The organism is Aerolutibacter ruishenii, from assembly GCF_007830115.1.
Lineage (GTDB): Bacteria > Pseudomonadota > Gammaproteobacteria > Xanthomonadales > Xanthomonadaceae > Aerolutibacter > Aerolutibacter ruishenii.
Map to the genome: position 1 here is coordinate 315,090 of NZ_VLKP01000002.1, position 21,016 is coordinate 336,105.

Annotated in this window: 19 protein-coding genes and 1 tRNA gene; 10 read left to right on the top strand and 10 right to left on the bottom strand. The window is 70.3% G+C overall.

Annotation, left to right across the window (positions count from 1 at the left end; genetic code table 11):
- Positions 1 to 14: 14 nt before the first annotated feature.
- From tssA to IP93_RS03705, 5 genes are all read right to left on the bottom strand, one after another.
- Complete coding sequence (gene tssA, locus IP93_RS03685; protein WP_242006723.1) at positions 15 to 1,082, bottom strand: type VI secretion system protein TssA; 1,068 nt, start codon at positions 1,080 to 1,082, stop codon at positions 15 to 17.
- Positions 1,083 to 1,357: 275 nt separating this feature from the next.
- The gene (locus tag IP93_RS03690; RefSeq protein ID WP_144812132.1) at positions 1,358 to 2,053 is read right to left on the bottom strand and encodes an autotransporter domain-containing protein; all 696 of its coding nucleotides are present in this window, start codon (positions 2,051 to 2,053) and stop codon (positions 1,358 to 1,360) included.
- Positions 2,054 to 2,120: 67 nt separating this feature from the next.
- Positions 2,121 to 2,197 (bottom strand) — tRNA-Arg (locus IP93_RS03695).
- A gap of 79 nt (positions 2,198 to 2,276) precedes the next feature.
- The gene (locus IP93_RS03700; protein WP_158636263.1) at positions 2,277 to 3,566 is read right to left on the bottom strand and encodes a putative bifunctional diguanylate cyclase/phosphodiesterase; all 1,290 of its coding nucleotides are present in this window, start codon (positions 3,564 to 3,566) and stop codon (positions 2,277 to 2,279) included.
- A gap of 10 nt (positions 3,567 to 3,576) precedes the next feature.
- On the bottom strand, positions 3,577 to 4,827 hold the full coding sequence (locus tag IP93_RS03705) for an HD-GYP domain-containing protein (RefSeq protein ID WP_158636264.1): 1,251 nt from the start codon (positions 4,825 to 4,827) through the stop codon (positions 3,577 to 3,579).
- 151 nt (positions 4,828 to 4,978) lie between these two features.
- Here IP93_RS03705 and ubiA point away from each other — a divergent pair, with 151 nt between their 5' ends.
- Positions 4,979 to 5,884: a 4-hydroxybenzoate octaprenyltransferase gene (gene ubiA, locus IP93_RS03710; protein ID WP_144812140.1), complete on the top strand. Its 906-nt coding sequence runs from the start codon at positions 4,979 to 4,981 to the stop codon at positions 5,882 to 5,884.
- Between the two features lie 3 nt (positions 5,885 to 5,887).
- Here ubiA and IP93_RS03715 read toward each other — a convergent pair whose 3' ends face one another.
- Positions 5,888 to 6,595, bottom strand: coding sequence for a ComF family protein (locus tag IP93_RS03715; protein ID WP_425480021.1), 708 nt, complete (start codon positions 6,593 to 6,595; stop codon positions 5,888 to 5,890).
- A 241-nt stretch (positions 6,596 to 6,836) separates the two neighbouring features.
- Here IP93_RS03715 and bioB point away from each other — a divergent pair, with 241 nt between their 5' ends.
- From bioB to IP93_RS03740, 5 genes are all read left to right on the top strand, one after another.
- The gene (gene bioB / locus IP93_RS03720) at positions 6,837 to 7,895 is read left to right on the top strand and encodes a biotin synthase BioB (protein ID WP_144812347.1); all 1,059 of its coding nucleotides are present in this window, start codon (positions 6,837 to 6,839) and stop codon (positions 7,893 to 7,895) included.
- A 3-nt stretch (positions 7,896 to 7,898) separates the two neighbouring features.
- Positions 7,899 to 9,098: an 8-amino-7-oxononanoate synthase gene (gene bioF, locus IP93_RS03725; protein ID WP_144812146.1), complete on the top strand. Its 1,200-nt coding sequence runs from the start codon at positions 7,899 to 7,901 to the stop codon at positions 9,096 to 9,098.
- A 36-nt stretch (positions 9,099 to 9,134) separates the two neighbouring features.
- Positions 9,135 to 9,932: a pimeloyl-ACP methyl ester esterase BioH gene (gene bioH / locus IP93_RS03730; RefSeq protein ID WP_144812350.1), complete on the top strand. Its 798-nt coding sequence runs from the start codon at positions 9,135 to 9,137 to the stop codon at positions 9,930 to 9,932.
- A gap of 117 nt (positions 9,933 to 10,049) precedes the next feature.
- A complete protein-coding gene (gene bioC, locus IP93_RS03735; protein ID WP_144812148.1) occupies positions 10,050 to 10,970 on the top strand; it encodes a malonyl-ACP O-methyltransferase BioC in 921 nt (306 codons plus the stop codon).
- 91 nt (positions 10,971 to 11,061) lie between these two features.
- Positions 11,062 to 12,066, top strand: a complete 1,005-nt coding sequence (locus IP93_RS03740; protein WP_242006724.1) for a multidrug resistance efflux transporter family protein — start codon at positions 11,062 to 11,064, stop codon at positions 12,064 to 12,066.
- 48 nt (positions 12,067 to 12,114) lie between these two features.
- On the opposite strand, the gene IP93_RS03745 is transcribed toward IP93_RS03740, so the two are convergent.
- The 4 genes from IP93_RS03745 to IP93_RS03760 all read right to left on the bottom strand — a co-directional run bounded on the left by IP93_RS03745 (position 12,115) and on the right by IP93_RS03760 (position 15,767).
- On the bottom strand, positions 12,115 to 13,608 hold the full coding sequence (locus tag IP93_RS03745; protein ID WP_144812150.1) for an ArnT family glycosyltransferase: 1,494 nt from the start codon (positions 13,606 to 13,608) through the stop codon (positions 12,115 to 12,117).
- A gap of 78 nt (positions 13,609 to 13,686) precedes the next feature.
- Positions 13,687 to 14,226, bottom strand: coding sequence for a cytochrome b (locus IP93_RS03750; RefSeq protein ID WP_144812153.1), 540 nt, complete (start codon positions 14,224 to 14,226; stop codon positions 13,687 to 13,689).
- Between the two features lie 132 nt (positions 14,227 to 14,358).
- Entirely contained in the window at positions 14,359 to 14,784 is a 426-nt protein-coding gene (locus tag IP93_RS03755; protein WP_144812154.1) for a ketosteroid isomerase-related protein, read from the bottom strand.
- Positions 14,781 to 15,767 (bottom strand): pyridoxal-phosphate dependent enzyme, encoded by a 987-nt coding sequence (locus IP93_RS03760; RefSeq protein ID WP_144812157.1) that lies wholly within the window; start codon positions 15,765 to 15,767, stop codon positions 14,781 to 14,783. Before IP93_RS03760 ends, IP93_RS03755 begins: the two co-directional genes overlap by 4 nt.
- Positions 15,768 to 15,904: 137 nt before the next feature.
- On the opposite strand from IP93_RS03760, the gene IP93_RS15750 reads away from it, so the two are divergent.
- The 4 genes from IP93_RS15750 to IP93_RS03780 all read left to right on the top strand — a co-directional run bounded on the left by IP93_RS15750 (position 15,905) and on the right by IP93_RS03780 (position 21,005).
- Positions 15,905 to 16,444, top strand: a complete 540-nt coding sequence (locus IP93_RS15750; protein WP_199747076.1) for a hypothetical protein — start codon at positions 15,905 to 15,907, stop codon at positions 16,442 to 16,444.
- 498 nt (positions 16,445 to 16,942) lie between these two features.
- Positions 16,943 to 18,868 (top strand): tRNA uridine-5-carboxymethylaminomethyl(34) synthesis enzyme MnmG, encoded by a 1,926-nt coding sequence (gene mnmG / locus IP93_RS03770; protein WP_425480018.1) that lies wholly within the window; start codon positions 16,943 to 16,945, stop codon positions 18,866 to 18,868.
- 118 nt (positions 18,869 to 18,986) lie between these two features.
- Positions 18,987 to 20,312 carry a sialidase family protein gene (locus IP93_RS03775; RefSeq protein ID WP_144812159.1) on the top strand — a complete coding sequence of 442 codons (1,326 nt, stop codon included), beginning with the start codon at positions 18,987 to 18,989 and terminating at the stop codon, positions 20,310 to 20,312.
- Positions 20,313 to 20,393: 81 nt separating this feature from the next.
- The gene (locus IP93_RS03780) at positions 20,394 to 21,005 is read left to right on the top strand and encodes a response regulator transcription factor (RefSeq protein WP_144812161.1); all 612 of its coding nucleotides are present in this window, start codon (positions 20,394 to 20,396) and stop codon (positions 21,003 to 21,005) included.
- Positions 21,006 to 21,016: the final 11 nt, after the last annotated feature.

The following is a 21,016-nucleotide window of genomic DNA, read 5'->3' on the forward strand; positions in this document are numbered from 1 at the left end:
CTGTTGGCAGTCGATCAGTCCAGCGCCTCACCGTTCTCGCCGATATCCAGCAGCTCCTGCATCTGCGCCAGCGTGCTGTCGTCCTTGATCACGCGCTTGAGCCACACGTGCAGTGGCATCTCGCCCCAACTGGCAGCCTTGTCAGCCAGGTAGGCGACCGGGCTGTGCGGCTCGGTGCGACGGAAGAAGTCGGCCACGCGGCGCAGCTGCGCGATGGCCTCCTTGCGCGTGGTGATGGCGCCGTTCGCTGCCACCGGTGCTGCGGCCGCCAAGGCCGCACCAGGACCCGGCTCCAGCGATGGTGGATCCGCAAACGACTCCGGCATCGGCACGGCGGAATCCTGCGTATCGCCGTCGAGCAGCACGCCGGCCTCGCGGGCGAAGCGGCGCGCCACGTCTTCCAGATGCCCCAGCTGGTCGCGCGCGGAGGTGAAGCTAGGGCCCTCCATGCCCAGCCGCGCGTCCACGGACTGCTCCAGCGCCTGCAGTGCTGCTCGACATTGCGCCACGGACTCGACCAGCTGCACGTAGAACCCGTGCGGACTGGCGCGGCGCGCGGCTTCCATCGTGGCCAGCGGCACGCCATCAGAGTCATCGCCACGACGGGCGCGTGCGGCCTCGAACTCGGCCAGCCCAAAGCGGCCCTGTGGCGCCTGGGTCAGCGGCGACTCACGCATCCACGTCATCGAATGCGCCAGCAGCCAGGTCAGGGTGCCGATGCGCTGCTCGAAGTCGCCATCGTCGGCCTGCGGGTGCAGCGTGTCCCAGAACCCGTCGCACAGGCCCGCCACCAGCCGGTAGCCGTCGGCCAGCCCGGCGAAGCCGCGCAGCCGGCTTTGCGCCTCGGTCCACCACACCGCCAGCTGCAGGTCCTTGCTCTGCGCGCCCAGCAGCTCGCCGCAGCGGCTTGCCACCTGCGGCCAGTCGGCGGACTTGAGGTCGGTGACCCATTCGCCCTGCGCCAGGGTCGGGTCGTCGGCACGCCGCGCTTCGCGGATCGCGTCGTAGTCGTTGGAGAACGAAAGGTCGGCGCCGGCAGGCGCATCCCCGGCGAGCGGGGTGAGGAGAACGTCCAGTTCCACGGGTGCAAGTCCATTGCGTGGTTGTGGCGCCATCCTAGCACCGTGGCCCGCCAACCCGAACTTGCCACCGACGAGGCATGGACGTGAGCGGGCCGTACGAGCGCTACGGCATCGACTTCTGGATCGAGGGTGAACTTGCCCGCACGGAGGACGGCGGCATTGGCATGTGACGCCGCCAGCGACCGCCGAGGGCGGCAGCCGGCTGATTGGTCCCGGTTGCGCGGACCCGCGTCGCCACGCAGCCCGGTCCAGGGCATGCGTGGCGACGCGCGTGATCAGGGGCCGGCGGCAGACCGCGGGCAGCGCCGGCCGCGACACGTCCGGCCGCTGTCCTCGCCGGACGCACTGGCAGGATCCGCCGTCACCTCACCGCCGTGGCCGGTCTGCGACGCACCATAGGACACGCTCAGGCCGATACGGTTTGCGCTGCTGTCGTTGCGGCCCTGCTCATGGCCCAGTAGCACTGACAGCGCCCAGCCACGGCCGAACTGCACGTCCAGGCCGGTGCCCACCGAGAACAACCGGTCGTTGTAACTGCGCATGTCCAGCAGATAGTCGCGGGCGGCCGGGCTGTTCACGTAGTTGATCGCGGCCTGGCCCTGGTTTTCCAGCGCATGCCGGTATTCCAGGTTCCAGAACGGTCGATAGCGCACGCGATCACCGCCGAAGGCATGGCTGCCTTCCAGGCCCAGCGCCACCGCGCGGTTGTCGACCGTGTGCTCGCGGTAGGCCAGGTCATGTACGCCCAGCCCGCGCAGCACCGGGCCCGCTACCTGCTCCGGGAAGTCCTTGGGCAGATTGGCCTCGACGTCGGCGATCACGCCGGGCGTGCGGGCAATCAGGCCGTCGAGGATGGTTTCCATCCCGTGCCCGTTGTCGTCCAGCACACCAAATCGTTTGCCGAGTCCAAGCCAGTGGCGGCGCTGGATCTCCTTCATCTTCCAGTGTGCGTTGGTCGTGCGGATCGCCATCGCCAGGCGGGGCCGAGATCTCGTCGGCGGTGCAGCTCGATCCGGATCTGGAGGATGGGCTTGGGCATGGCGCGCCTGGAGGGATTCGAACCCCCGACCAATGGCTTCGGAAGCCACTACTCTATCCGGCTGAGCTACAGGCGCGTGGTGCTGCTCTCCGCCGGCATCAGCCACGCGGGAGGTGCATTCTAGCCGGAAACCCCGGCGCGCGCGCGCCGCCGGCTCAGGCGGCGGGCAATCGCTGCTGCAACCAGCCGCGGAAGGATTCCTGCGGCAGGGCTTCGGCGAACAGGTGGCCCTGCACGGTGTCGCAGCCGCGCGCACGCAGCGCCGCCAGCGTGGCCTCGTCCTCGACGCCCTCGGCGACCACGGTCAAGCCGAACCGGTGCGCGAGATCGATGATGAGCGTGGCGATGTCGGCGCACGCCGGGTCATCCAGCAGTCCGGCGACGAACGACTTGTCGATCTTCAGCTCGTCCGCGGGGATGTCCTTGAAGTACGCCAGGCACGAGTAGCCGGTGCCAAAGTCGTCGATCGAAACCTTGACCCCCTGCTCGCGGACCTGCGACAGGATGCGGAAGCTGCGGGCCGGGTCGGCGATCAGCGAACGCTCGGTGATCTCCAGGATCAGTCGCGTGTCGGGACGGCCCCACAGCCGCAGCGCGTTCTCGACCAGTTCGGGCAGGTCCTCGCGCGCGACCATGTCGGCCGGCACGTTGACCGCCACCGACAGCGGTGCCGCGCCCGGCGGCCAGTCCGCGGCCTGGCGCAACGCACTGTTCAGCGCCCACACCGTGATCGGACGGATCTGCCCGGTCTGCTCCGCGATGGGGATGAACCGGTCGGGCGGAACCAGGCCGCGCGACCGGTGCTGCCAGCGCATCAGCGCCTCGGCGCCGATCGGACGCAGCGTGTCCGCCGCCAGCTTGGGCTGGTAGCGCAGGAACATCTCGCCGCGCTCGATGGCGCCCTGCATCTCGATCTCCAGGTCCCACCATTCCGAAAGTCCGCCGGCCTGGGCGCCATCGTCCGCCGGAAACCGCCAGGGCTGGCCGGCTTCACGGGCGAGGGCCAGCGCCTTCTCCGCCTGGCGCAGCAGGAAATCGGCGTGGCTGGCATGGCTGGGGCAGATCGCGACGCCGGCGCTGCAATGCAGGCGCACCGCATGACCACCGGAGGAGAAGGCCTGCTCCAGCCGGCGGAACAGCTTCTGCACCGCAAGCTCCGCATGTCCCTTGTTCATCAGGCGCGTCAGGATCAGCGCGAAGCGGTCGTTGCCCAGGCGCGCCGCATAGTCCTGGGGGCGGATCAATTGGCGCAGTTCATCCGCGACGTGGCGCAATGCGGCGTCGCCGAAGTCGTAACCGTGGGAGGCGTTGATCCGCGCGAAACCGTCGATGTCGAGCACCACCACGGCCAGCAGGGTCTGGCGTTCGACCGCCATCAGCACGTGGCGCCTGAGCAGGGCGAGGAAGCTGCGGCGGTTGTGCAGGCCGGTGAGTTCGTCGTCCACTGTCGCCACCTCAACCCAGGAACAACTCGTTGCCATCGATGCCGTAGGCGCCGATCGGCAGGCCACGCTTGACGGTCAGTCCGGGCTCGTGCGCATCGGGTTCGGCGGTGCCCAGGTTGACGATGCGGAACTCGGGCAGCGGTTGCTTGTTCGCATCCAGCAGCAGCATTACCCGCGGACGCAGGCGCTTGAGGCTGTGCACTTCGATCACTACACCGACCTCGCCGCTGGTCAACTCCACCAGTGAGCCGGTGGGGTAGATGCCGCAGGCCTGGATGAACTGCTCGACGATTTCCGCCTGGAACTGGCGGTCGCGCTGTTCGTACAGCTCGGCCACCGCCTGGTGCGGTGACAGGCTGGCGGCATAGGGGCGCATGGAGGTCATCGCGTCGTAGCTGTCGACCACGCCCATGATCCGCCCGAAGATCGGGATCTGGACGCCGCGCAGGCCATGCGGATAACCGCTGCCATCGTGGCGTTCGTGGTGGGTGGCCACGATCTCGATCACGCGCGGCGATGCCCCCGGCGTGCTGGCCACGATGTCCAGGCTGTGCTGGACGTGGTGGCGCACCAGGATCGCCTCCTCGGCGTTGAGCGCGGTCTGCTTGGCCAGCAATTCCGGGGGCAGGCAGGCCTTGCCGACGTCGCACAGCAGGCCGCCCAGGGCCAGGTCTTCCAGCTCTTCGCGGATCAGGCCCAGGTGGCGACCGAAGCTGGCCGCCCAGATCGAGCTGCCCATCGCGCGATGGTAGGTGTAGTCGTCGTGCCGCTTGAGTTCCTTGAGCCAGGCAAGCGCGGCGGGATTGCGCAGGATGGATTCAATCATCGCCCGGACCCCGGCGCGCAGCTTGTCGAGGTCGAACCGGCGACCCTTGCGCAGGTCGGCCATGACTTCGGCCATGCGTGACTTGAGCGCGACGTGCGCCGACTCGGCGCGTGGCAACTCTTCTTCCACGTCCGCTTCGAGCTGCCAATCGTGGCGGTACAAGCGCTTCAATTCGGGCGACTCGCGCACTTCGCGATGCACGGGCACGCTGGGCAATGGCGCGAGGTGGCGCAGCTCGGGTTTGGCGCCGGCCTGGGTGTCGATCCACACATGCGCGCAGATGCGCATCAGCGCCAGCACCTGATCGTCGTTGTCCAGGCGCATGCCCTGCAGTGGAAAGCTGGTTTCCAGCCAGGGCCGGTCCAGGCGGGAGACGAACATGCCGCAGGTCAGCCCGCGCACGCTGATCCTGACTTCCCTATCGCCGATGTCCATGCGTCCCTGCCCCCGTGGCCGCCAACCATTGAGCATAGCCCCAAGCGCCGAGGGCGGCTACCGCGGTGCGATGCGGGCTGGCGTGTGCGACGTCCCGATGCGATTGCGCGACAATGGAAACCGTCGCGACACCTGCACAACCGCCCTCCGCATGTCCTACGAACGATTCGAATCGCCTGTCACGCGTGACATCCCGCCATGGCGCCACAAGTTGACGCTGTACTGGCAACTGGTGCGCGGCGACCGGCCCATCGGCTGGCTGCTGCTGCTGTGGCCCACGTGGTGGGCGCTGTGGCTGGCCGCCGACGGCGTGCCGCCGCTGTGGACGCTGTTCGTATTCAGCGCCGGCGTGTGGCTGACGCGCTCGGCCGGCTGCGTGATCAACGACTACGCCGACCGCTGGCTGGATCCGCACGTGGAGCGCACCAAGGGCCGGCCGCTGGCCACCGGCGCGGTGGGCGGACGCGAGGCGCTGGCGGTGTTCGCGGTGCTGATGCTGGTGGCGTTCGCACTGGTGCTGACCATGAACCGGCTGACGGTGTGGCTGAGCGTCGTTGGCATGTTCCTCGCGGCCACGTATCCCTACCTCAAGCGCCATACCTACCTGCCGCAGGTATATCTGGGCCTGGCCTTCGGCTGGGCCATTCCGATGGCGTTCGCCGCGGTGCAGGGCACGGTGCCGCCGGTCGCGTGGTTGCTGTACGTGGGCAACATCCTGTGGACCACCGCCTACGACACCTGGTACGCCATGGTCGACCGCGAGGACGACCTGAAGGTGGGCAGCAAATCCACCGCGATCCTGTTTGGCGAGATGGACCTGGTGGCGCAGGGTGTGCTGTATGCGCTGGCGTTCGCCGCGTTCGCGCTGGTCGGGCAGCGTGCCGGGCTGGGGCTGTACTGGTGGCTGGGGCTGGCGGTTGCGGCGTTGCTGGTGGTCCATGAGTTCGTCATCGCGCGCAGCCGCACACCCGAGGCCTGTTTCAGGGCGTTCCTGCACAACCACTGGGTGGGCGCGGCGATCTTCGCCGGCCTGGCGCTGGATCGCGCGTTGCACTGACCCCTACAGCGCACGCGCGACCACCCAGGCATCCACCCGCCGCACGCCCGCCTCGCGCAGCGCCCAGGCTGCGGCATGCAGCGTGGCCCCGGTGGTCATCACGTCGTCCACCAGCACCACGTGTGCAGGCAGCGGACCGGTATCGCGCACGGCGAAGGCGTCGCACAGGTTGGCTTGGCGGGCGTCGGCGTCCAGTTTCGACTGTGGTCGGGTGTGGCGGATGCGTTGCAGCAGGCGGTCGCGCAGCGGTACCCCCATCTGCTGGGCCAACGGGGCGGCGATCTCGCGCGCCTGGTTGTAGCCGCGCTCGCGCAGACGCTTGCCGTGCAGCGGCACCGGGACCAGCGCGTCGGGTAGAGGCAGCTCGGCGAAGCGTTCAGCCATGAGCCGGGCGCACAGGCGGCCGGTGGCCAGGTCGCCGTGGAATTTCAACCGCGGCAGCAGCCGGTCGACCGGAGCGGCGTAGGTGAAGGCGGCATGGGTGTGGCGAATGGGCGGTGGCTCGTGCTCGCACAGGGTGCAGGTTGCGGCTTCCCCTGGCAGGGCGGCAGGCAGCGGCAGGCCGCACCGGACGCATGCCGGGCCGCTCCAGGGCAGTTGCCGGTCGCAGCGGCCACACAGGTCGCGGCCATCTTCGCCCGGGTCGCCGCACACCAGGCAGCGTGCCGGCCATAGTGCGGTCGCCAATGTGCCGGCACCGGCCCGCAGCAGGCGAAAGAGCGGGTGGTCCGCATGGCCATGGGCAGCCACGCCAACGGTCCGCGTGATCCGGGACCCGGCCCCGCTCAGTCCGTCGGGTTCGCCCACGATCGCGGCTGTGTCGTCACGGTTGTCAACTTTAAAGATGGAGTTTTGGTTGACAGGGTCGGCCATGCTTTCCAGACTGCCCGCCTTCCCCGTTGCCGTCTGTCAGGCGCTGCCCATGCAAGTTGTCAGTGAGAACCCCACCGTGCTGTCGGCACCGCTCCGCCACGACTGGTCCCGCGCCGAGGTCCGGGCCCTGCTGGACCTGCCCTTCACCGAACTGCTGCACCGTGCCGCCAGTGTGCATCGCCTCCACTTCGACCCGGCCGAGGTGCAGGTCAGCACGCTGCTGTCGGTGAAGACCGGCGGTTGCCCGGAAGACTGCGCCTATTGCCCGCAGGCCCAGCGCTACCACACCGGCGTGGACGCGACCAAGCTGATGAGCACCGAGGTGGTGCTGGAGAAGGCCAAGGCCGCCAAGGCCGCCGGCGCCAGCCGTTTCTGCATGGGCGCGGCGTGGCGCTCGCCGGCCGACCGCGACATCCCCAAGGTCGCGGCCATGATCCAGGGGGTCAAGGCGCTCGGACTGGAAACCTGCGCCACCCTGGGCATGCTCAGCGGCACCCAGGCCCAGGCGCTGCGCGAGGCGGGGCTGGACTACTACAACCACAACCTCGACACCGCGCCGGAGTTCTACAACCAGATCATCCACACCCGCGAGTTCCAGGACAGGCTGGACACGCTGGCGCACGTGCGCGACGCCGGCATGAAGACCTGCTGCGGCGGCATCGTCGGCATGGGCGAGAGCCGCGAACAGCGCGCCGGCCTGTTGCAAACCCTGGCCAACCTGCCCGCGCACCCGGACTCAGTGCCGATCAATCGGCTGGTGCAGGTGGAAGGCACGCCGCTGGCCGGGACCACCGAACTGGACCCCTTCGAATTTGTGCGTACTATCGCAACAGCCCGCTTGTTGATGCCGCAGTCTATGGTGCGGTTGTCGGCCGGGCGCGAGGCCATGAGCGATGAATTGCAGGCGCTCTGTTTCCTCGCCGGCGCCAACTCGATCTTCTATGGGGAGAAGCTCTTGACCACCGGCAACCCGGACACCGAACGGGACCTGGCCCTGTTCGCCCGCCTTGGCCTGCGCCCGATGCAGGTCGCGGTGGAGGCGAAGGCCGGCACCGTGCACGCCGACATCATCGAAGGATCGAACCAGTACGGCGCGGATGCCGGCGGCTGCGGCGGCAATTGCACCTGCGCGGCCTGAGCCATGGCCCGCGCAGTCTGGCGTGACCGCATCCAGGCCGTCCGCGCGCAGCGCGCGGCCCAGCACCGGGTGCGCGAACGCCGCACCGTGACCCACCGCGACGGCGCCCGCTGCGAGGTGGACGGCCGCTGGTTGACCGGCTTCTGCGGCAACGACTACCTGGGCCTGTCGCAGCACTTCAAGGTAACCGGCACGCTCGGCGACGTCGCCGCGCGCGAAGGCGCCGGCGGCGTGGCTTCGCACCTGGTCTGCGGCCACCACGCCGCGCACGAGGCGCTGGAGCGCGAACTGGCCGACTGGCTGGGTGCGCCGCGCGCGCTGCTGTTCGGCAGCGGCTACCTGGCCAACCTGGCCGTGGTGCAGGCGCTGCTCGGCGACGAGGACGTGTGCGTGCAGGACCGGCTCAACCACGCCAGCCTGATCGACGCCGCGCGCCTGGCCGGTTGCCGCCTGCGCCGCTACCCGCACGCCGATGCCGAGGGTGCGATCCGCCAGCTGCGCAGCGTGCCCGACGGCATGGCGATGCTCGCCACCGACGGCGTGTTCAGCATGGACGGCGACATCGCGCCGCTGCGCGAGCTGGCGCTGGCCGCGCGTGTGCAGAAGGCGCTGATGTACGTCGATGACGCGCATGGTGTGGGCGTGGTCGGCCCCGAGGGTCGCGGTTCGGTTGCCGCCGCGCGCCTGGGCGTGGAACAGGTGCCGCTGCAGCTGGTCACGCTGGGCAAGGCGCTGGGCGGCCATGGCGCGGCGGTGGTCGGCGATGCCGACCTGATCGAGCACCTGGCCGGCACCGCGCGCCCGTACATCTACACCACCGCGCTGCCGCCGGCGCAGGCCGCGGCGACGCAGGCGGCGGTCAAGCTGGCGCGCAGCGAGCACTGGCGCCGCGAACGGCTGCGCGAACTGGTCCTGCGCCTGCGCGAACGCAGCAAAGCCCACGGCTTTACCCTGCTGCCATCGGACACGCCGATCCAACCGCTGGTCTGCGGCGACGAACGCGTCGCACTGGCCATGGCGCACGCACTCGAAGCGCAGGGCTTCTGGGTCGCGGCGATCCGTCCGCCCACCGTGCCCGACGGCAGTGCGCGGCTGCGCATCACCCTGTCGGCGCTGCACACCGTGGCCGATGTGGATGCGCTGGTCGAAGCGCTGGCGTGGGCACGCGATGCGATCGAGCATGGGTACGAGGCGGTGGCGTGATCGCCCGCCTCTTCCTGCCCGGATGTTGAGATGACGCTGCATATCGAATCCCACGGCCAAGGGCCGTCGCTGGCATTGGTCCACGGCTGGGCCATGCACGGTGGCTTGTTCATGCCGTTGGTCGAGCGGCTGGCTGACCGCTACACGCTGCACCTGGTCGACCTGCCCGGGCATGGTCATTCGCGCGATTCGACCCTGCCGCTGTCGCCCGAGGCATTGTCGGACGAACTGGTCGCGCGCGTGCCCGATGCGGTGTGGCTGGGCTGGTCGCTGGGCGGACAGTTCGCGCTGCGCGTCGCGCTCGACCATCCCGAGGCGGTGCGCGGCGTGGTGATGGTCGCCTCCTCGCCGCGTTTCGTCAGCGGCGAGGATTGGCCACATGGCGTGGGTCCCGACCTGTTCCGCGATTTTGGCGCTGCGCTGCGCCGTGACTTCCGGGGCACGCTGGAGGGGTTCCTCGCGCTGGAGTCGCTGGGGTCGGCCACCGCGCAGGAGGACCTGCGCAATCTCAAGGGCCACGCCTTCGAGCGCGGCGAGCCGGCCGAGCGCGTGCTGCAGGAAGGGCTGCTGCTGCTCGACCGTGTCGACCTGCGCGAGGAACTGACCCGGCTGAAGGCGCCCAGCCTGTGGATCTCCGGGCGCCGCGACCGGCTGGTACCGGCCGGGGCCATGCCCGCCGCGGCGAAGCTGGCACATGCGGCGCGCAGCGTGGTCATCGCCAACGCCGGCCACGCGCCGTTCCTCAGCGCCACCGCCCAGGTGGCCGACGCGATCGACCAATTCGTGCAGGCGCTGCCTCCGGTTCCGGGCGACAATAAGCGCCTGGCTGGCTAGGCGCCGGCCTCCCACTCATCGCAGGGGAGGCGCGATTGCGGGCCACGCGCCGGCCCAACGGTCGCGCGACACGGAGCGCGTCGGCCCGCGCCGCGGCAGCCCCACTGCAGGACATCCATGACCGAACTGTTCGACCATCGCCAGGTGCGCCGCAGCTTCTCGCGCGCCGCGCAGCACTACGACTCAGCCGCCGCGTTGCAACGCGAGGTGGGCGCGCGCCTGGCCGAGTCGCTGGACTATTTCGAGGACAGCGCGCGCAATGCCCCGCCGCCGCAGGTCATCGTCGACCTGGGCTGCGGGCCGGGGCATGCCGCCGCGGCGATGCAGAAACGCTGGCCGAAGGCGCAGGTGATCGCGCTTGACCTGGCGATGGGCATGCTGCGGCAAACCCGTGCCAATACCGGTGGCCGCCTGCCCGCGTTCCTCGACTTCGCCCGCCGCCCGGCACCGGTGTGTGGCGACGCCGCGCGCCTGCCACTGCGCGACGCCAGCGTCGACATCCTGCATTCCAACCTGTGCCTGCAGTGGGTGGACGACCTGGAGGCGGTATTCGCCGGCTTCCGCCGCGTGCTCAAGCCCGGCGGCATGCTGCTGGTGTCCACCTTCGGCCCGGACACGCTGTTCGAGCTGCGTGGCGCCTTCTCGGAAGCCGATGCGGCGCCGCACGTCAGCCTGTTCCCGTCGATCGCGCAGTTTGGCGATGCGCTGATTGCCGCCGGTTTCAAGGACCCGGTGCTTGATCGCGACGAGTTCACCGCGCGCCACGACGACATGGCGCTGCTGATGCGCGAGTTGCGCACGCTGGGCGCGACCAACGCGATGCAGGACCGGCGGCGTGCGCTGACCGGCCGTGCCCGTTTCGCCCGCGCGGCGCAGGCCTACGAGCAGCTGCGCGGCGACGACGGCAAGCTGCCGGCCACCTGGGAGGTGATCTACGCCCACGCGTGGGGGCCGCCGCCGGGTGCGCCGATTCGCGTCGGGGGCGTGGACGAGGTGCAGGTGCCGGTATCGGCGATCAAGGTGAGGAAGCGTTCGTGAGGCCACGCCGCGGCGCACGGGGCGCAGGCTTCGTCCATCGCGCTGCGTCGGCTACGGGTGACGCCATCCTGGGTGCGATGGGGTGGGTCCCGTGAGTGCCGTATCCCACAAGGCCAGTCGGGTCGCGCTGTCGGCGGTGGCCATCGCGCTGCTGTCGGCACTGTTCTTCACCTGCACCTACGTGCTCAACCGCGCCGCCGCCACCGGCGGCGGCCACTGGGCATGGACGGCCAGCCTGCGCTACCTGATCACCCTGCCGCTGTTGCTGCTGGTGATGCCGTGGCAGGGCGGCATCGGTCCGGTGTGGCGGGCGATCCGCGCACACCCGTGGCCGTGGCTGGGCTGGAGCGCGGTGGGCTTCGTCGGGTTCTATGTACTGCTCAGCTATGCCGCGGCCAGTGGGCCGTCGTGGCTGGTGGCCGGCACGTTCCAGTTGACCGTGATCGCCGGGATGCTGTGCGCGCCGTTCCTGTACCGCGATGCGCGGGCGAAGGTGCCGCTGCCGGCGCTGGCGGTCGGGTCGCTGATCGTGGTCGGCGTGCTGATGATGCAGCTTGGCCACGGCGGTGGTCTCGACCGTAACGGCTGGATCGCGCTGCTGTGCGTGGCGGTGTCGGCCTTCGCCTACCCGCTGGGCAACCGCGGCCTGCTGCTGCACCTGGAGCGCGTGGGCGTCGAGCTCAACGCCACCCAGCGCGTGTTCGGGATGACGTTGGCCAGCCAGCCGTTGTGGCTGCTGGTGGCGGCGTTCGCGTGGCAGCAGGCGGGCACGCCGTCGAGCGGACAGGTGTGGCTGGCGGCGGGCGTGGCGCTGGGCGCGGGGATCATCGCCACGGTGCTGTTCTTCCAGGCCACCGGCATGGTGCGCAACGATCCGACCGCGCTGGCCGCCGCCGAGGCGATGCAGGCCGCGGAGCTGCTGTTCGCCACGCTGATCGGCGTGCTGTGGCTGGGCGAGGCGTGGCCGCAGGGGCGTGCGTTGTGGGGCGCGGTGGTGGTGATCGTCGGTATCGTGGCTTTCAGCGTGGTCGCGGCGCGGGCCGTGGCCGGCAACCGTCGGCAGACCGAGGCGCTGCGCGGCGACCACGGTGCGTGAGTGCCCCGCGGCGTCTTGTCGCAGGGCCCGCGGGCTGGCCGCACACGATCAGTGCGGAGCCGGCTCCACGCGGAAGATGATGCGTCCGCGGTACGGCGTGCCCAGCGCGGTGGCGCGGTAGCCCAGCGCCTCGATGCGCGGGCGGAGCTCGCCCCAACGTTCCTGCTTGCATATCCACACCACGTTCGGCTCGCGCTCGTCCAGCTCCTCCGCGAGGTCGCTGTCGTTGACCGGACCGAAGCGGGCCTGTGGTTGCGGGTCGAGTGCGATCTTCTCGACCTCCGCGCCCAGGTGCAGGTGCAGCCCGTAGCGGGCCATGTCCTCGAGGAAGACCACTTCCTGCACCGGTGCATCGGTGCGCGCACGGATCGCGTCGGCCCATTCGGCAGCGTTCTTGTGCGTCGGCCACAGCGCCGCGCCCAGCTTCAGCGCCAGCAGCACGCCGGCCCACGCCGCCAGCCACGGCCAGCGCGGCAGCCCGCGGCCTTCCGATTGGCGTTGCGCGGCGATGGCCAACGCGATGGGCGCGAACAGCGGCAACAGGTACAGCGGCAGGCGTGACTGCGAGAAACAGAACACCAGCAGCGGCAACAGGAACCACAGCGCCACCAGCAGGGCGGAGGCATCGGCGCCGCGCGCGGCCCGGTCGCCATGCCAGCGGCGCACCCGCGCCGGCAGCGCACGCAGCCAGCGCCACAGTGACGCGGTCCATGGCAGCGTGCCGATGAGCAGGGTCGGCACGTACACCTGCAGCCAGCCGAACCACCCGCCATGGCGGCCGAAGCTGTTGGTCGTCACCCGGTTCACCACTTCATCACCGATGAAGTATTCGAACAGGCCCGGGTTGTCGAGGATCACCGCCACGTACCACGGCAACGCCAGCAGCACGAACAGCGCCAGCCCCCACCAGTGCAGGGTGCGGCGCCGCTGCGCGGGCGGCAGCAGCAGGTTGAAGGCGAACACCACCAGCAGCGGCAGCAGCGCCGGCGGCCCCTTGGTCATGAACGCCAGCGCGAAGGCCATCCACATCAGGGCGATCCAGCCGAGCGTGCCAGCATCGCGCTCCTTTCCGCCGCCCCACAGCGCCTCGACGAAGGCGTACAGCGCCAGCGTCTCGAACGCGGCCAGCAGGTAATCGGTGGTGATCAGCTGCGACGCGCCCAGCGGCAGCAGCATCGTCGCGTACACCACTGCGGCCTGGTGCTCGGTGCCGGGCTGGAGGCGCCGCGCCAGGCGCCACACCAGCCAGGTCGACAGCAGGTAGGCGAACGCGGCCGGCAACCGTGCGGCCCACGGGTTGTACCCCAACACCGCCACGCTGGAGGCGATGGCCCAGTAGGTCAGCGGCGGCTTGGTCCAGTGCCCGACTTCGTGGTGGCGGCGCGGGTTGAGCCAGTCGCCGCTGTCGAGCATGTTGAGCGCGACGTTGGTGTAGCGGCCCTCATCCGGGTCCCAGATGCCGCGGGTGCCGAGGAACCCGAAGGCCAGTACCAGCGCCAGCACACAGACCCAGAACCCGCGTGTACGCAACGCTGTTGGCATGGCAGGCCCGCCGGATGGACTGCGCGGACTCTAACCCAAGGCACGCTGCGGCAATTTGACCGCCGCGCCACGGCTGGCTCAGAGCATGCGGCGCAAGGTGTCGTCGCGGCGCACCAGGTGGTGGTACAGCGCGGCCAGCACGTGCAGGCCAATGACCCAGTAGAACGCTTCGCCGATGGTGCCGTGCAGATCCTCCAGCCGGTGCGCCAGGTCCTTGTCGGGAGCCAGCAGCGCCGGCAGCGCGACCTGGGTGAAGGGCACGTACAGGGTCTTGTCGTCGGCCCAGGCCGTGGCCAGGCCCAGCAGCGGCATCACCAGGATGAAGGCGTACAGCGCCAGGTGCAGCAGCTTGGACGGCACCGCCTGCCACGCCGGGAGCGCCGGGGTGATCGGCGGCACGGTGCCGCGCATGCGCAGCGCCACGCGCCAAACCGCCAATGCGAGGACGGTCAGGCCGGTCCAGAAGTGCGCCTGCGCCATCGCCGCACGTTCGGGTGTACCGCGCGCGAACAGCCCGCGCTGCTCGATGAAGAGGTAGGCGGCCAGCACCAGCAGCGCCACCAGCCAGTGCAGGTGGCGCAGGCCAGCGGTGTATCGGGGGCGGGACAGGGCGTTCATGGTGGGCTCCAGTGTTGGCGCCAGGGCTGGCTTGCAGGGCAGCCCGGGACGGCCGAATCGGGTTGGGGACGCAGGTGCGTGCAGCGGGGTTCGCGATGGACCCGAAAACGCCCCACCGCGTCGCGCGTTGACTCAGCGGACCTGTGCGATCCAATCCTCGAGGTTGTAGTAGTTGGTCACGCGGTGGATGCGGCCGTCGCGCACCTCGAAGAAGGCACCGCCGGGCAGCACGTAGGCCTGCCCGTGCGCTTCGGGCAGGCCCGGGTCGCTGGCCAGGTAGGTGCCGTGCACCACGTACTCGGCGGCCGCGCGGGTGCCATCGGGCGAGGTCATCACCACGATGTCGCGCAGCTGCTCGCGGTAGCTGGCGTCCATCCGCGCCAGGAACCGGGCGAAGGCGGGCCTGCCGGTTTCACGCGCGCCCTGGTTGAGGTCGTGCACGATGCCTTCGTCCAGCAGCGCCAGCATGCCTTCCCAGTCGCCGCGGTTGAACGCCGCGTAGTAGTCCAGCACCACCTCGGTGGCGCGGTCGTTGCTGCGGGTTCCGTCGATCTTCATGCGGCGTCCTCGGCACGGGCGAACAGGGCGGGCAGGGCGTCGAGGTCGACGTTGCCGCCCGACAGGATGATACCCACGCGTTGCCTCGCGAAAACCTCCGGGTGCGCCAGCACGATGGCCAGCGCCACCGCCGACGACGGTTCCACCAGCAGCTTGGTGCGCTGCCACAGCAGGCGCATCGCGGCCACGGTCCGTGCATCGGTCGCAGTCAATACCTGCACGCCGTGGCGCTGCAGCAGTGCGAAGTTGGGCGCGCCCAGCGTGCCTCGCAGGCCGTCGCACACGGTGTCGGGGGTGAAATCGGTGACGCGCTCACCGCGTTGCAGCGAGGCGAAAGTCTCGGCCGCTCCCGCGGGTTCGGCGCCGATCACCCGACATCCCGGTGCGCGTGCCGCGGCGGCGATGGCGGTGCCGCCGATCAGTCCACCGCCACCGACCGGTGCCACCAGCGTGTCCAGGTCCGGCACCGTGGCCAGCAGTTCCAGCGCGGCGGTGCCCTGCCCGGCGATCACCCGCGGATCGGTGTACGGGTGGACCAGGCTGGCGCCGGTCGTGGCCTGCACTTCGGCGCAACGCGTCTCGCGCGCCTGGATGGTCGGCGCACATGGATGCAGGGTGGCACCGTAGGCGCGGATGGCGGCGAGCTTGGCCGCCACCGCACCCTCCGGCACGACCACGTGGCAGGCGATGCCGCGCGTGCGTGCGGCCAGCGCCAACGCCGCACCGTGGTTGCCGGAGGAGTGGGTCACCACGCCGGCACGCGCGGTGGCGTCGTCCAGGGCCCACACGGCGTTGCAGGCGCCGCGGAACTTGAACGCACCGCCACGCTGCAACGGCTCGGCCTTGAAATGCAGTTCGCAGCCGGCCAGGGCATCGAGGCTGCGCGAGCACAGCACGGGGGTGGCATGGGCATGCGGGGCGATGCGGGCGGCCGCCTCGAGGACATCCTCGTAGGCAGGCAGGGTTGCGGCGGAATCGGTCATCATCAGAAGCCTAGCGCAGTTGCCGGGCGACACGGGCGGCCCCGTGGCTGAAGCACGGGCAACGGGGCGCGGGCCGCACGCGCCATGGCCCGCCAGGATTAAGCCATAGTTCAATGGGTTGGCCGCAGATTGCGGACATGACCCCGGGGGTTCCGACCATGTTGCGCAAACTGCTACTGCCTGCCGCCGCCATGTTCCTCGTCGCCGGCTGCGTCACCACCGACTACGGTTACCGCGGTGGCCAGGGCGACTACTACTACGGCTCGCCAGCGACTGAGTACCGGCATCAGGGGGGCTACTACCCCTATGGTCCGTATCCGTATGGTTACTACGGTCGTTACCCGTACGGTTCGTACGGCTATCCGTACTACGGCTACCCCTACGGTGGCTATTACCGGTATCCGTACTACTACCGTCCCGGTTACCCGTCCCACCCGCGCCCGCCGCAGCATCGTGAGCCCCGCCAGGACCGTCCGGCGCCGTGGCGCGACTACGACGAGATGATTCGGCGCCGCCAGGGCCAGCCGTCGACGCGTGTCGGCGACGCCCCGGCACCGGCGACCGTTGCGCCACGGTCGCGCCCGCCAGTGCAGCGCGACTCGGGTTCGCGCATGCAGAAGATGATCCGCCAGGCCCAGCAGCGCGACGGCGAGGGGCGTCGGCGGGATGAGCCGTGACAGGCGCACCGACCCGGGTGGCCGGGTATTGACAGATTGCGTCGCAATGCGACGTAATCGGCATGCACGAGCCTAGGTCGGTACCCGCCGAGGAACCACGGACCCCCCTGTTCCGCCCTCGACGGGTGCCGGCGCCCGGGCTGGCACCGCCACCAATGGCGGTCACCTCCGGCGGATCTGCCGATAGCCGTGTTTCCCGCTTGATTGCGTCATGCAGCAGCACTATCGTGCGGCCTCGTGGCTGCCGGCCAGCGGCAGGCACCAAAAGAAAGGGGGCCGATGTCCCCCGACATGCGGCCCCCTGGGCTTCCCCTGCAAGTACGTGGCGGGCCCCTGTTCCAATGCCTGCCGGCGCGTAGCGCCTGTCCTGCCGGGTGCACGGAGGTATACGCAGGAAGCGTGCCAACTTCTTGCGGGTGCCCCCGACCATCCCCTCCAAGCGTCCCGCCCGGTGCCATGATCGCGACGCAAGCTGCTGATCGGCGTAGACTTTCTCTGATGAGCAACTTCTTCCAGTACGACGTGATCGTGGTCGGTGGCGGCCACGCCGGCACCGAGGCCGCGCTGGCTTCGGCGCGGGCCGGTGCGCGGACCCTGCTGCTGACCCACAACGTCGAGACCGTGGGCGCGATGAGCTGCAACCCGGCCATTGGCGGCATCGGCAAGGGCCACCTGGTCAAGGAAATCGACGCGCTGGGCGGGATCATGGCGCGCGCCGCCGACGCCGCCGGCATCCAGTGGCGCCGGCTCAACGCCAGCAAGGGCCCGGCGGTACGCGCCACCCGCTGCCAGGCCGACCGTGCGCTGTACCGCCGCTTCATCCGCCGCGCGGTGGAGGCGCAGGCCAACCTGACCGTGTTCCAGGCCGCGGTGGACGACATCCTGTTCGCGGGCGCCACGTCGGGCGGCGACACGCGCGCCGACGCCGGCCGCGGCCACGTGCGCGGCGTGCTCACCCAGGCCGGGTTGGCCTTCCACGCACCGGCGGTGGTGCTGACCGCGGGCACGTTCCTCGCCGGCAAGGTGCACATCGGCCCGACCACCTATGCTGCCGGCCGCGCCGGCGACCCGCCGTCGGTGGCGCTGGCGGCCAAGCTGCGCGAAGGCCCGTTCGTGGTCGACCGGCTCAAGACCGGCACCCCGCCGCGCATCGACGGCCGCAGCCTCGACTACAGCGTGATGGAGGAGCAGCCCGGCGACGACCCGCGCCCGGTGATGTCCTTCCTCGGCAGCCGCGACGACCACCCGCGGCAGGTGTCGTGCTGGATCACCCACACCAGCGAGCGCACCCACGAGATCATCCGCGGCGCGCTGGACCGCAGCCCGCTGTACACCGGCCAGATCGAAGGCATCGGCCCGCGCTACTGCCCCTCGATCGAGGACAAGGTGGTCCGCTTCGCCGAGAAGGACAGCCACCAGATCTTCGTCGAGCCCGAGGGCCTCGATGTCACGGAGATCTACCCCAACGGCATCTCCACCTCGCTGCCATTCGATGTGCAGCTGGCGCTGGTGCGCAGCATCCGCGGTTTCGAAAACGCGCACATCACCCGTGCCGGCTACGCCATCGAGTACGACTTCTTCGACCCGCGCGGTTTGAAGAGCACGCTGGAGACGAAAGCGGTGGAAGGCCTGTTCTTCGCAGGCCAGATCAACGGCACCACCGGCTACGAGGAAGCGGCCGCGCAGGGCCTGCTGGCCGGCGTGAATGCCGCGCGCTTCGTGCGCGGCAACGATGGCTGGAGCCCGCGCCGCGACGAAGCGTACCTCGGTGTGCTGGTCGACGATCTGATCACCCATGGCACCAGCGAGCCGTACCGCATGTTCACCAGCCGCGCCGAGTACCGGCTGCAGCTGCGCGAGGACAACGCCGACCTGCGGTTGACCCCGGTGGGTCGCGAGCTGGGCCTGGTCAATGACACGCGCTTTGCCGCGTTCGAGGCCAAGCGTGAGGCGATTGAGCGCGAGAACCGCCGTCTCGGTGCGGTGTGGGCGGCGCCCAACAACGCACTCGGCCGCGAGGTTGGTGACGTGCTGGGCGTGGACGTCAGTCGTGAGACCAGCGCCCGCGACCTGCTCAAGCGCCCGGAACTGGACTACGCGAAATTGATGACGGTGCCATCGCTGGGTCCTGCGGTGGACGACGCGGCGGTGGCCGAACAGGTGGAGATCGGCATCAAGTACGCCGGTTACCTCGACCGCCAGCGCGAGGAGATCGAGCGCCAGCGTCGCCACGAGGACACCGCGATTCCGCCGGACTTCGACTACGCCGCCGTGCGCGGCCTGTCGGCCGAGGTGCAGCAGAAGCTGCAGCGGGTGCAGCCGCAGACCATCGGCCAGGCGCAGCGCATACCCGGCATGACCCCGGTGGCGATCTCGCTGCTGCTGGTGCACCTGACGCGGCAGCGGCGCAGTCGGGTGGCGTGAGCCGCGGGGGCGTCGAGTCCGGGGTCCGCGGGGCAAACCCAAGGCACGGGCAAGCGGAATACCCCGGGCAGGCCCAAGGGGGCATGACGCCGTCGCCCGGTGCGGCTACGCTCGGAACATGCGATCCCATCTGACCCTGCTGGCCGCCGCCTTGGCGGTGTCCGCCTGCCAGCCCACCACCGACCGCACTGCCAACACCGCAAGCGCCACCGCATCCGGCGTGGACACTGCCGCCGTGCCGCGCGACCCCGCGCCCGTGGTGCAGGCCGATTGGCCGTTGCCGGCCACGGGCCAGGCGGCGCAGCCCGATCTGGTGGCCGCACCGGATGGCACGCTGGTGCTGACCTGGATCGAAAAGGCCGACAAGATCCATACGCTGCGGCTGGCGACCCGTGCGCCCGGCGCGACGGACTGGTCTGCGCCCCAGACCGCGGCCAGCGGCCACGACTGGTTCGTCAACTGGGCCGACACCCCGCACGTGGCCATGACCGGCGACGGCGCGCTGTGGACGCACTGGCTGCAGAAGTCCGCGGCCGCCACGTACGCGTATGACGTGGCGCTGGTGCGCTCGGGTGACGGCGGTCGTACCTGGTCGAAGCCGGTGCTGGTCAATGCCGATGGCACGCCCACCGAGCACGGTTTCGTCTCGTTGTGGCCGGCAGGTGGGGACCGGGTGGGCGTGGCGTGGCTGGATGGCCGCCACACCGCGGAGGGCGCCGGCACGACATCCACGCCGCGCGACGGCAACGCGCTGCCGGCGCCATCCACGCCGATGATGACCCTGCGCACCGCGCACTTCGATGCCGCCCTGCAGCGCCATGACGAACAGCCGCTGGACCTGTCCACCTGCGATTGCTGCCAGACCGACGCGGTGGTCACCGCCGGCCGCACCATGCTGGCCTACCGCGACCGTACCGAAAGCGAGATCCGCGACATCTTCGTCGCCCGCCACGATGGCCAGCGTTGGCTTACGCCGGTTCGCGTGCACGCCGATGACTGGAGGATGCCCGCCTGTCCGGTCAACGGCCCGTCGCTGGCCGCGCGCGACCGCGACGTGCTGGTCGGCTGGTACACCGCCGCCGGTGACGTGCCCACGCTGAAACTGGCGCGCAGCACCGCCGCCGGCGACGCCTTCGCCGCACCGGTGGTGGTTGACCGCGGCGACGCCGTGCAGGGCCGCGTCGACGTCGCGCTCGACGCGCAGGCGGCGTGGGTGCTGTGGGTGCGCGAGACCGCGCAGGGCCAGTCGCTGCATCTGGCCCGCTACGCGCCCGACCTGTCCCACGAACTGCAGCGGCTGGAGGTGGCCCGCCTGCAGGGCCGCGGTCGCGCCACCGGCTTCCCGCAGCTGGTGCTGGCCGACGGCGGCGCGTACGTGGTGTGGACCGACGTGGTCGACGGCCAGCCGCTGCTCAGGGGCGCACGGTTGGCCCCCCGTGGTTGAGCCGCCAGCCATGCGGCGTGCGCGGTTGTCATTGGGAAACATTCTCTGGGGGGCCAGCGGACCCGCTGGCACACTGCTTTGATGATCCGGATCCTGCTGGTCGACGACCACGCCATTGTGCGCGAGGGCTTCAAGCGCCTGTGCGAGGCTGCGCCCGACCTGCAGGTGGTGGCCGAGGCCGGTAGCGCGGAAGAAGCACTGGCCGCGGTGCGCTTGCACGCCTTGGACGTGGCGCTGGTGGACATCTCGCTGGGAGCGCAGAGCGGCCTGCAGTTGCTGCCCGCGCTGCTGGCGATCGCGCCGACGCTGAAGCCGGTGATCGTCAGCATGCACGAGGATCCGGCGCTGGTGGTGCGGGCGATGGACAATGGCGCGCACGGCTACATCACCAAGGGCGCCGCCGCGCAGGAACTGCTGTCGGCGCTGCGCCGCGTGCACGCCGGCGAACGCGTGCTCAGCAGCGACCTCGCGCCGATGCGTCCCAATGCCGATGCCACCCGCCTGAGCCAGCGCGAGCGCGAGACGCTGCGTGGCCTGCTGTCGCAGCAGGCGCCCAAGGCACTGGCGATCGACCTGGGCATCAGCGTGAAGACCCTGTACCGGCACCGCGCCAACCTGATGGAGAAGCTGGGCGCGCGCAATCCCGCCGACCTGGCACGCATCGCGCAGGAGCGTGGGTTGCTGATCGGATAACACGTCGGCCA

Excerpts from the sequence above, each read along its gene's own strand:
- IP93_RS03755 (WP_144812154.1), bottom strand. The coding sequence starts at position 14,784 with ATGAAGATCGACGGAACCCGCAGCAACGACCGCGCCACCGAGGTGGTG.
- IP93_RS03705 (WP_158636264.1), bottom strand. The coding sequence starts at position 4,827 with ATGGACATCGGCGATAGGGAAGTCAGGATCAGCGTGCGCGGGCTGACC.
- bioF (WP_144812146.1), top strand. The coding sequence starts at position 7,899 with ATGGCCCGCGCAGTCTGGCGTGACCGCATCCAGGCCGTCCGCGCGCAG.
- bioC (WP_144812148.1), top strand. The coding sequence starts at position 10,050 with ATGACCGAACTGTTCGACCATCGCCAGGTGCGCCGCAGCTTCTCGCGC.
- IP93_RS03760 (WP_144812157.1), bottom strand. The coding sequence starts at position 15,767 with ATGACCGATTCCGCCGCAACCCTGCCTGCCTACGAGGATGTCCTCGAG.
- IP93_RS03780 (WP_144812161.1), top strand. The coding sequence starts at position 20,394 with ATGATCCGGATCCTGCTGGTCGACGACCACGCCATTGTGCGCGAGGGC.
- IP93_RS03690 (WP_144812132.1), bottom strand. The coding sequence starts at position 2,053 with ATGGCGATCCGCACGACCAACGCACACTGGAAGATGAAGGAGATCCAG.
- IP93_RS03750 (WP_144812153.1), bottom strand. The coding sequence starts at position 14,226 with ATGAACGCCCTGTCCCGCCCCCGATACACCGCTGGCCTGCGCCACCTG.
- IP93_RS03745 (WP_144812150.1), bottom strand. The coding sequence starts at position 13,608 with ATGCCAACAGCGTTGCGTACACGCGGGTTCTGGGTCTGTGTGCTGGCG.
- IP93_RS15750 (WP_199747076.1), top strand. The coding sequence starts at position 15,905 with ATGACCCCGGGGGTTCCGACCATGTTGCGCAAACTGCTACTGCCTGCC.
- mnmG (WP_425480018.1), top strand. The coding sequence starts at position 16,943 with ATGAGCAACTTCTTCCAGTACGACGTGATCGTGGTCGGTGGCGGCCAC.
- ubiA (WP_144812140.1), top strand. The coding sequence starts at position 4,979 with ATGTCCTACGAACGATTCGAATCGCCTGTCACGCGTGACATCCCGCCA.
- IP93_RS03775 (WP_144812159.1), top strand. The coding sequence starts at position 18,987 with ATGCGATCCCATCTGACCCTGCTGGCCGCCGCCTTGGCGGTGTCCGCC.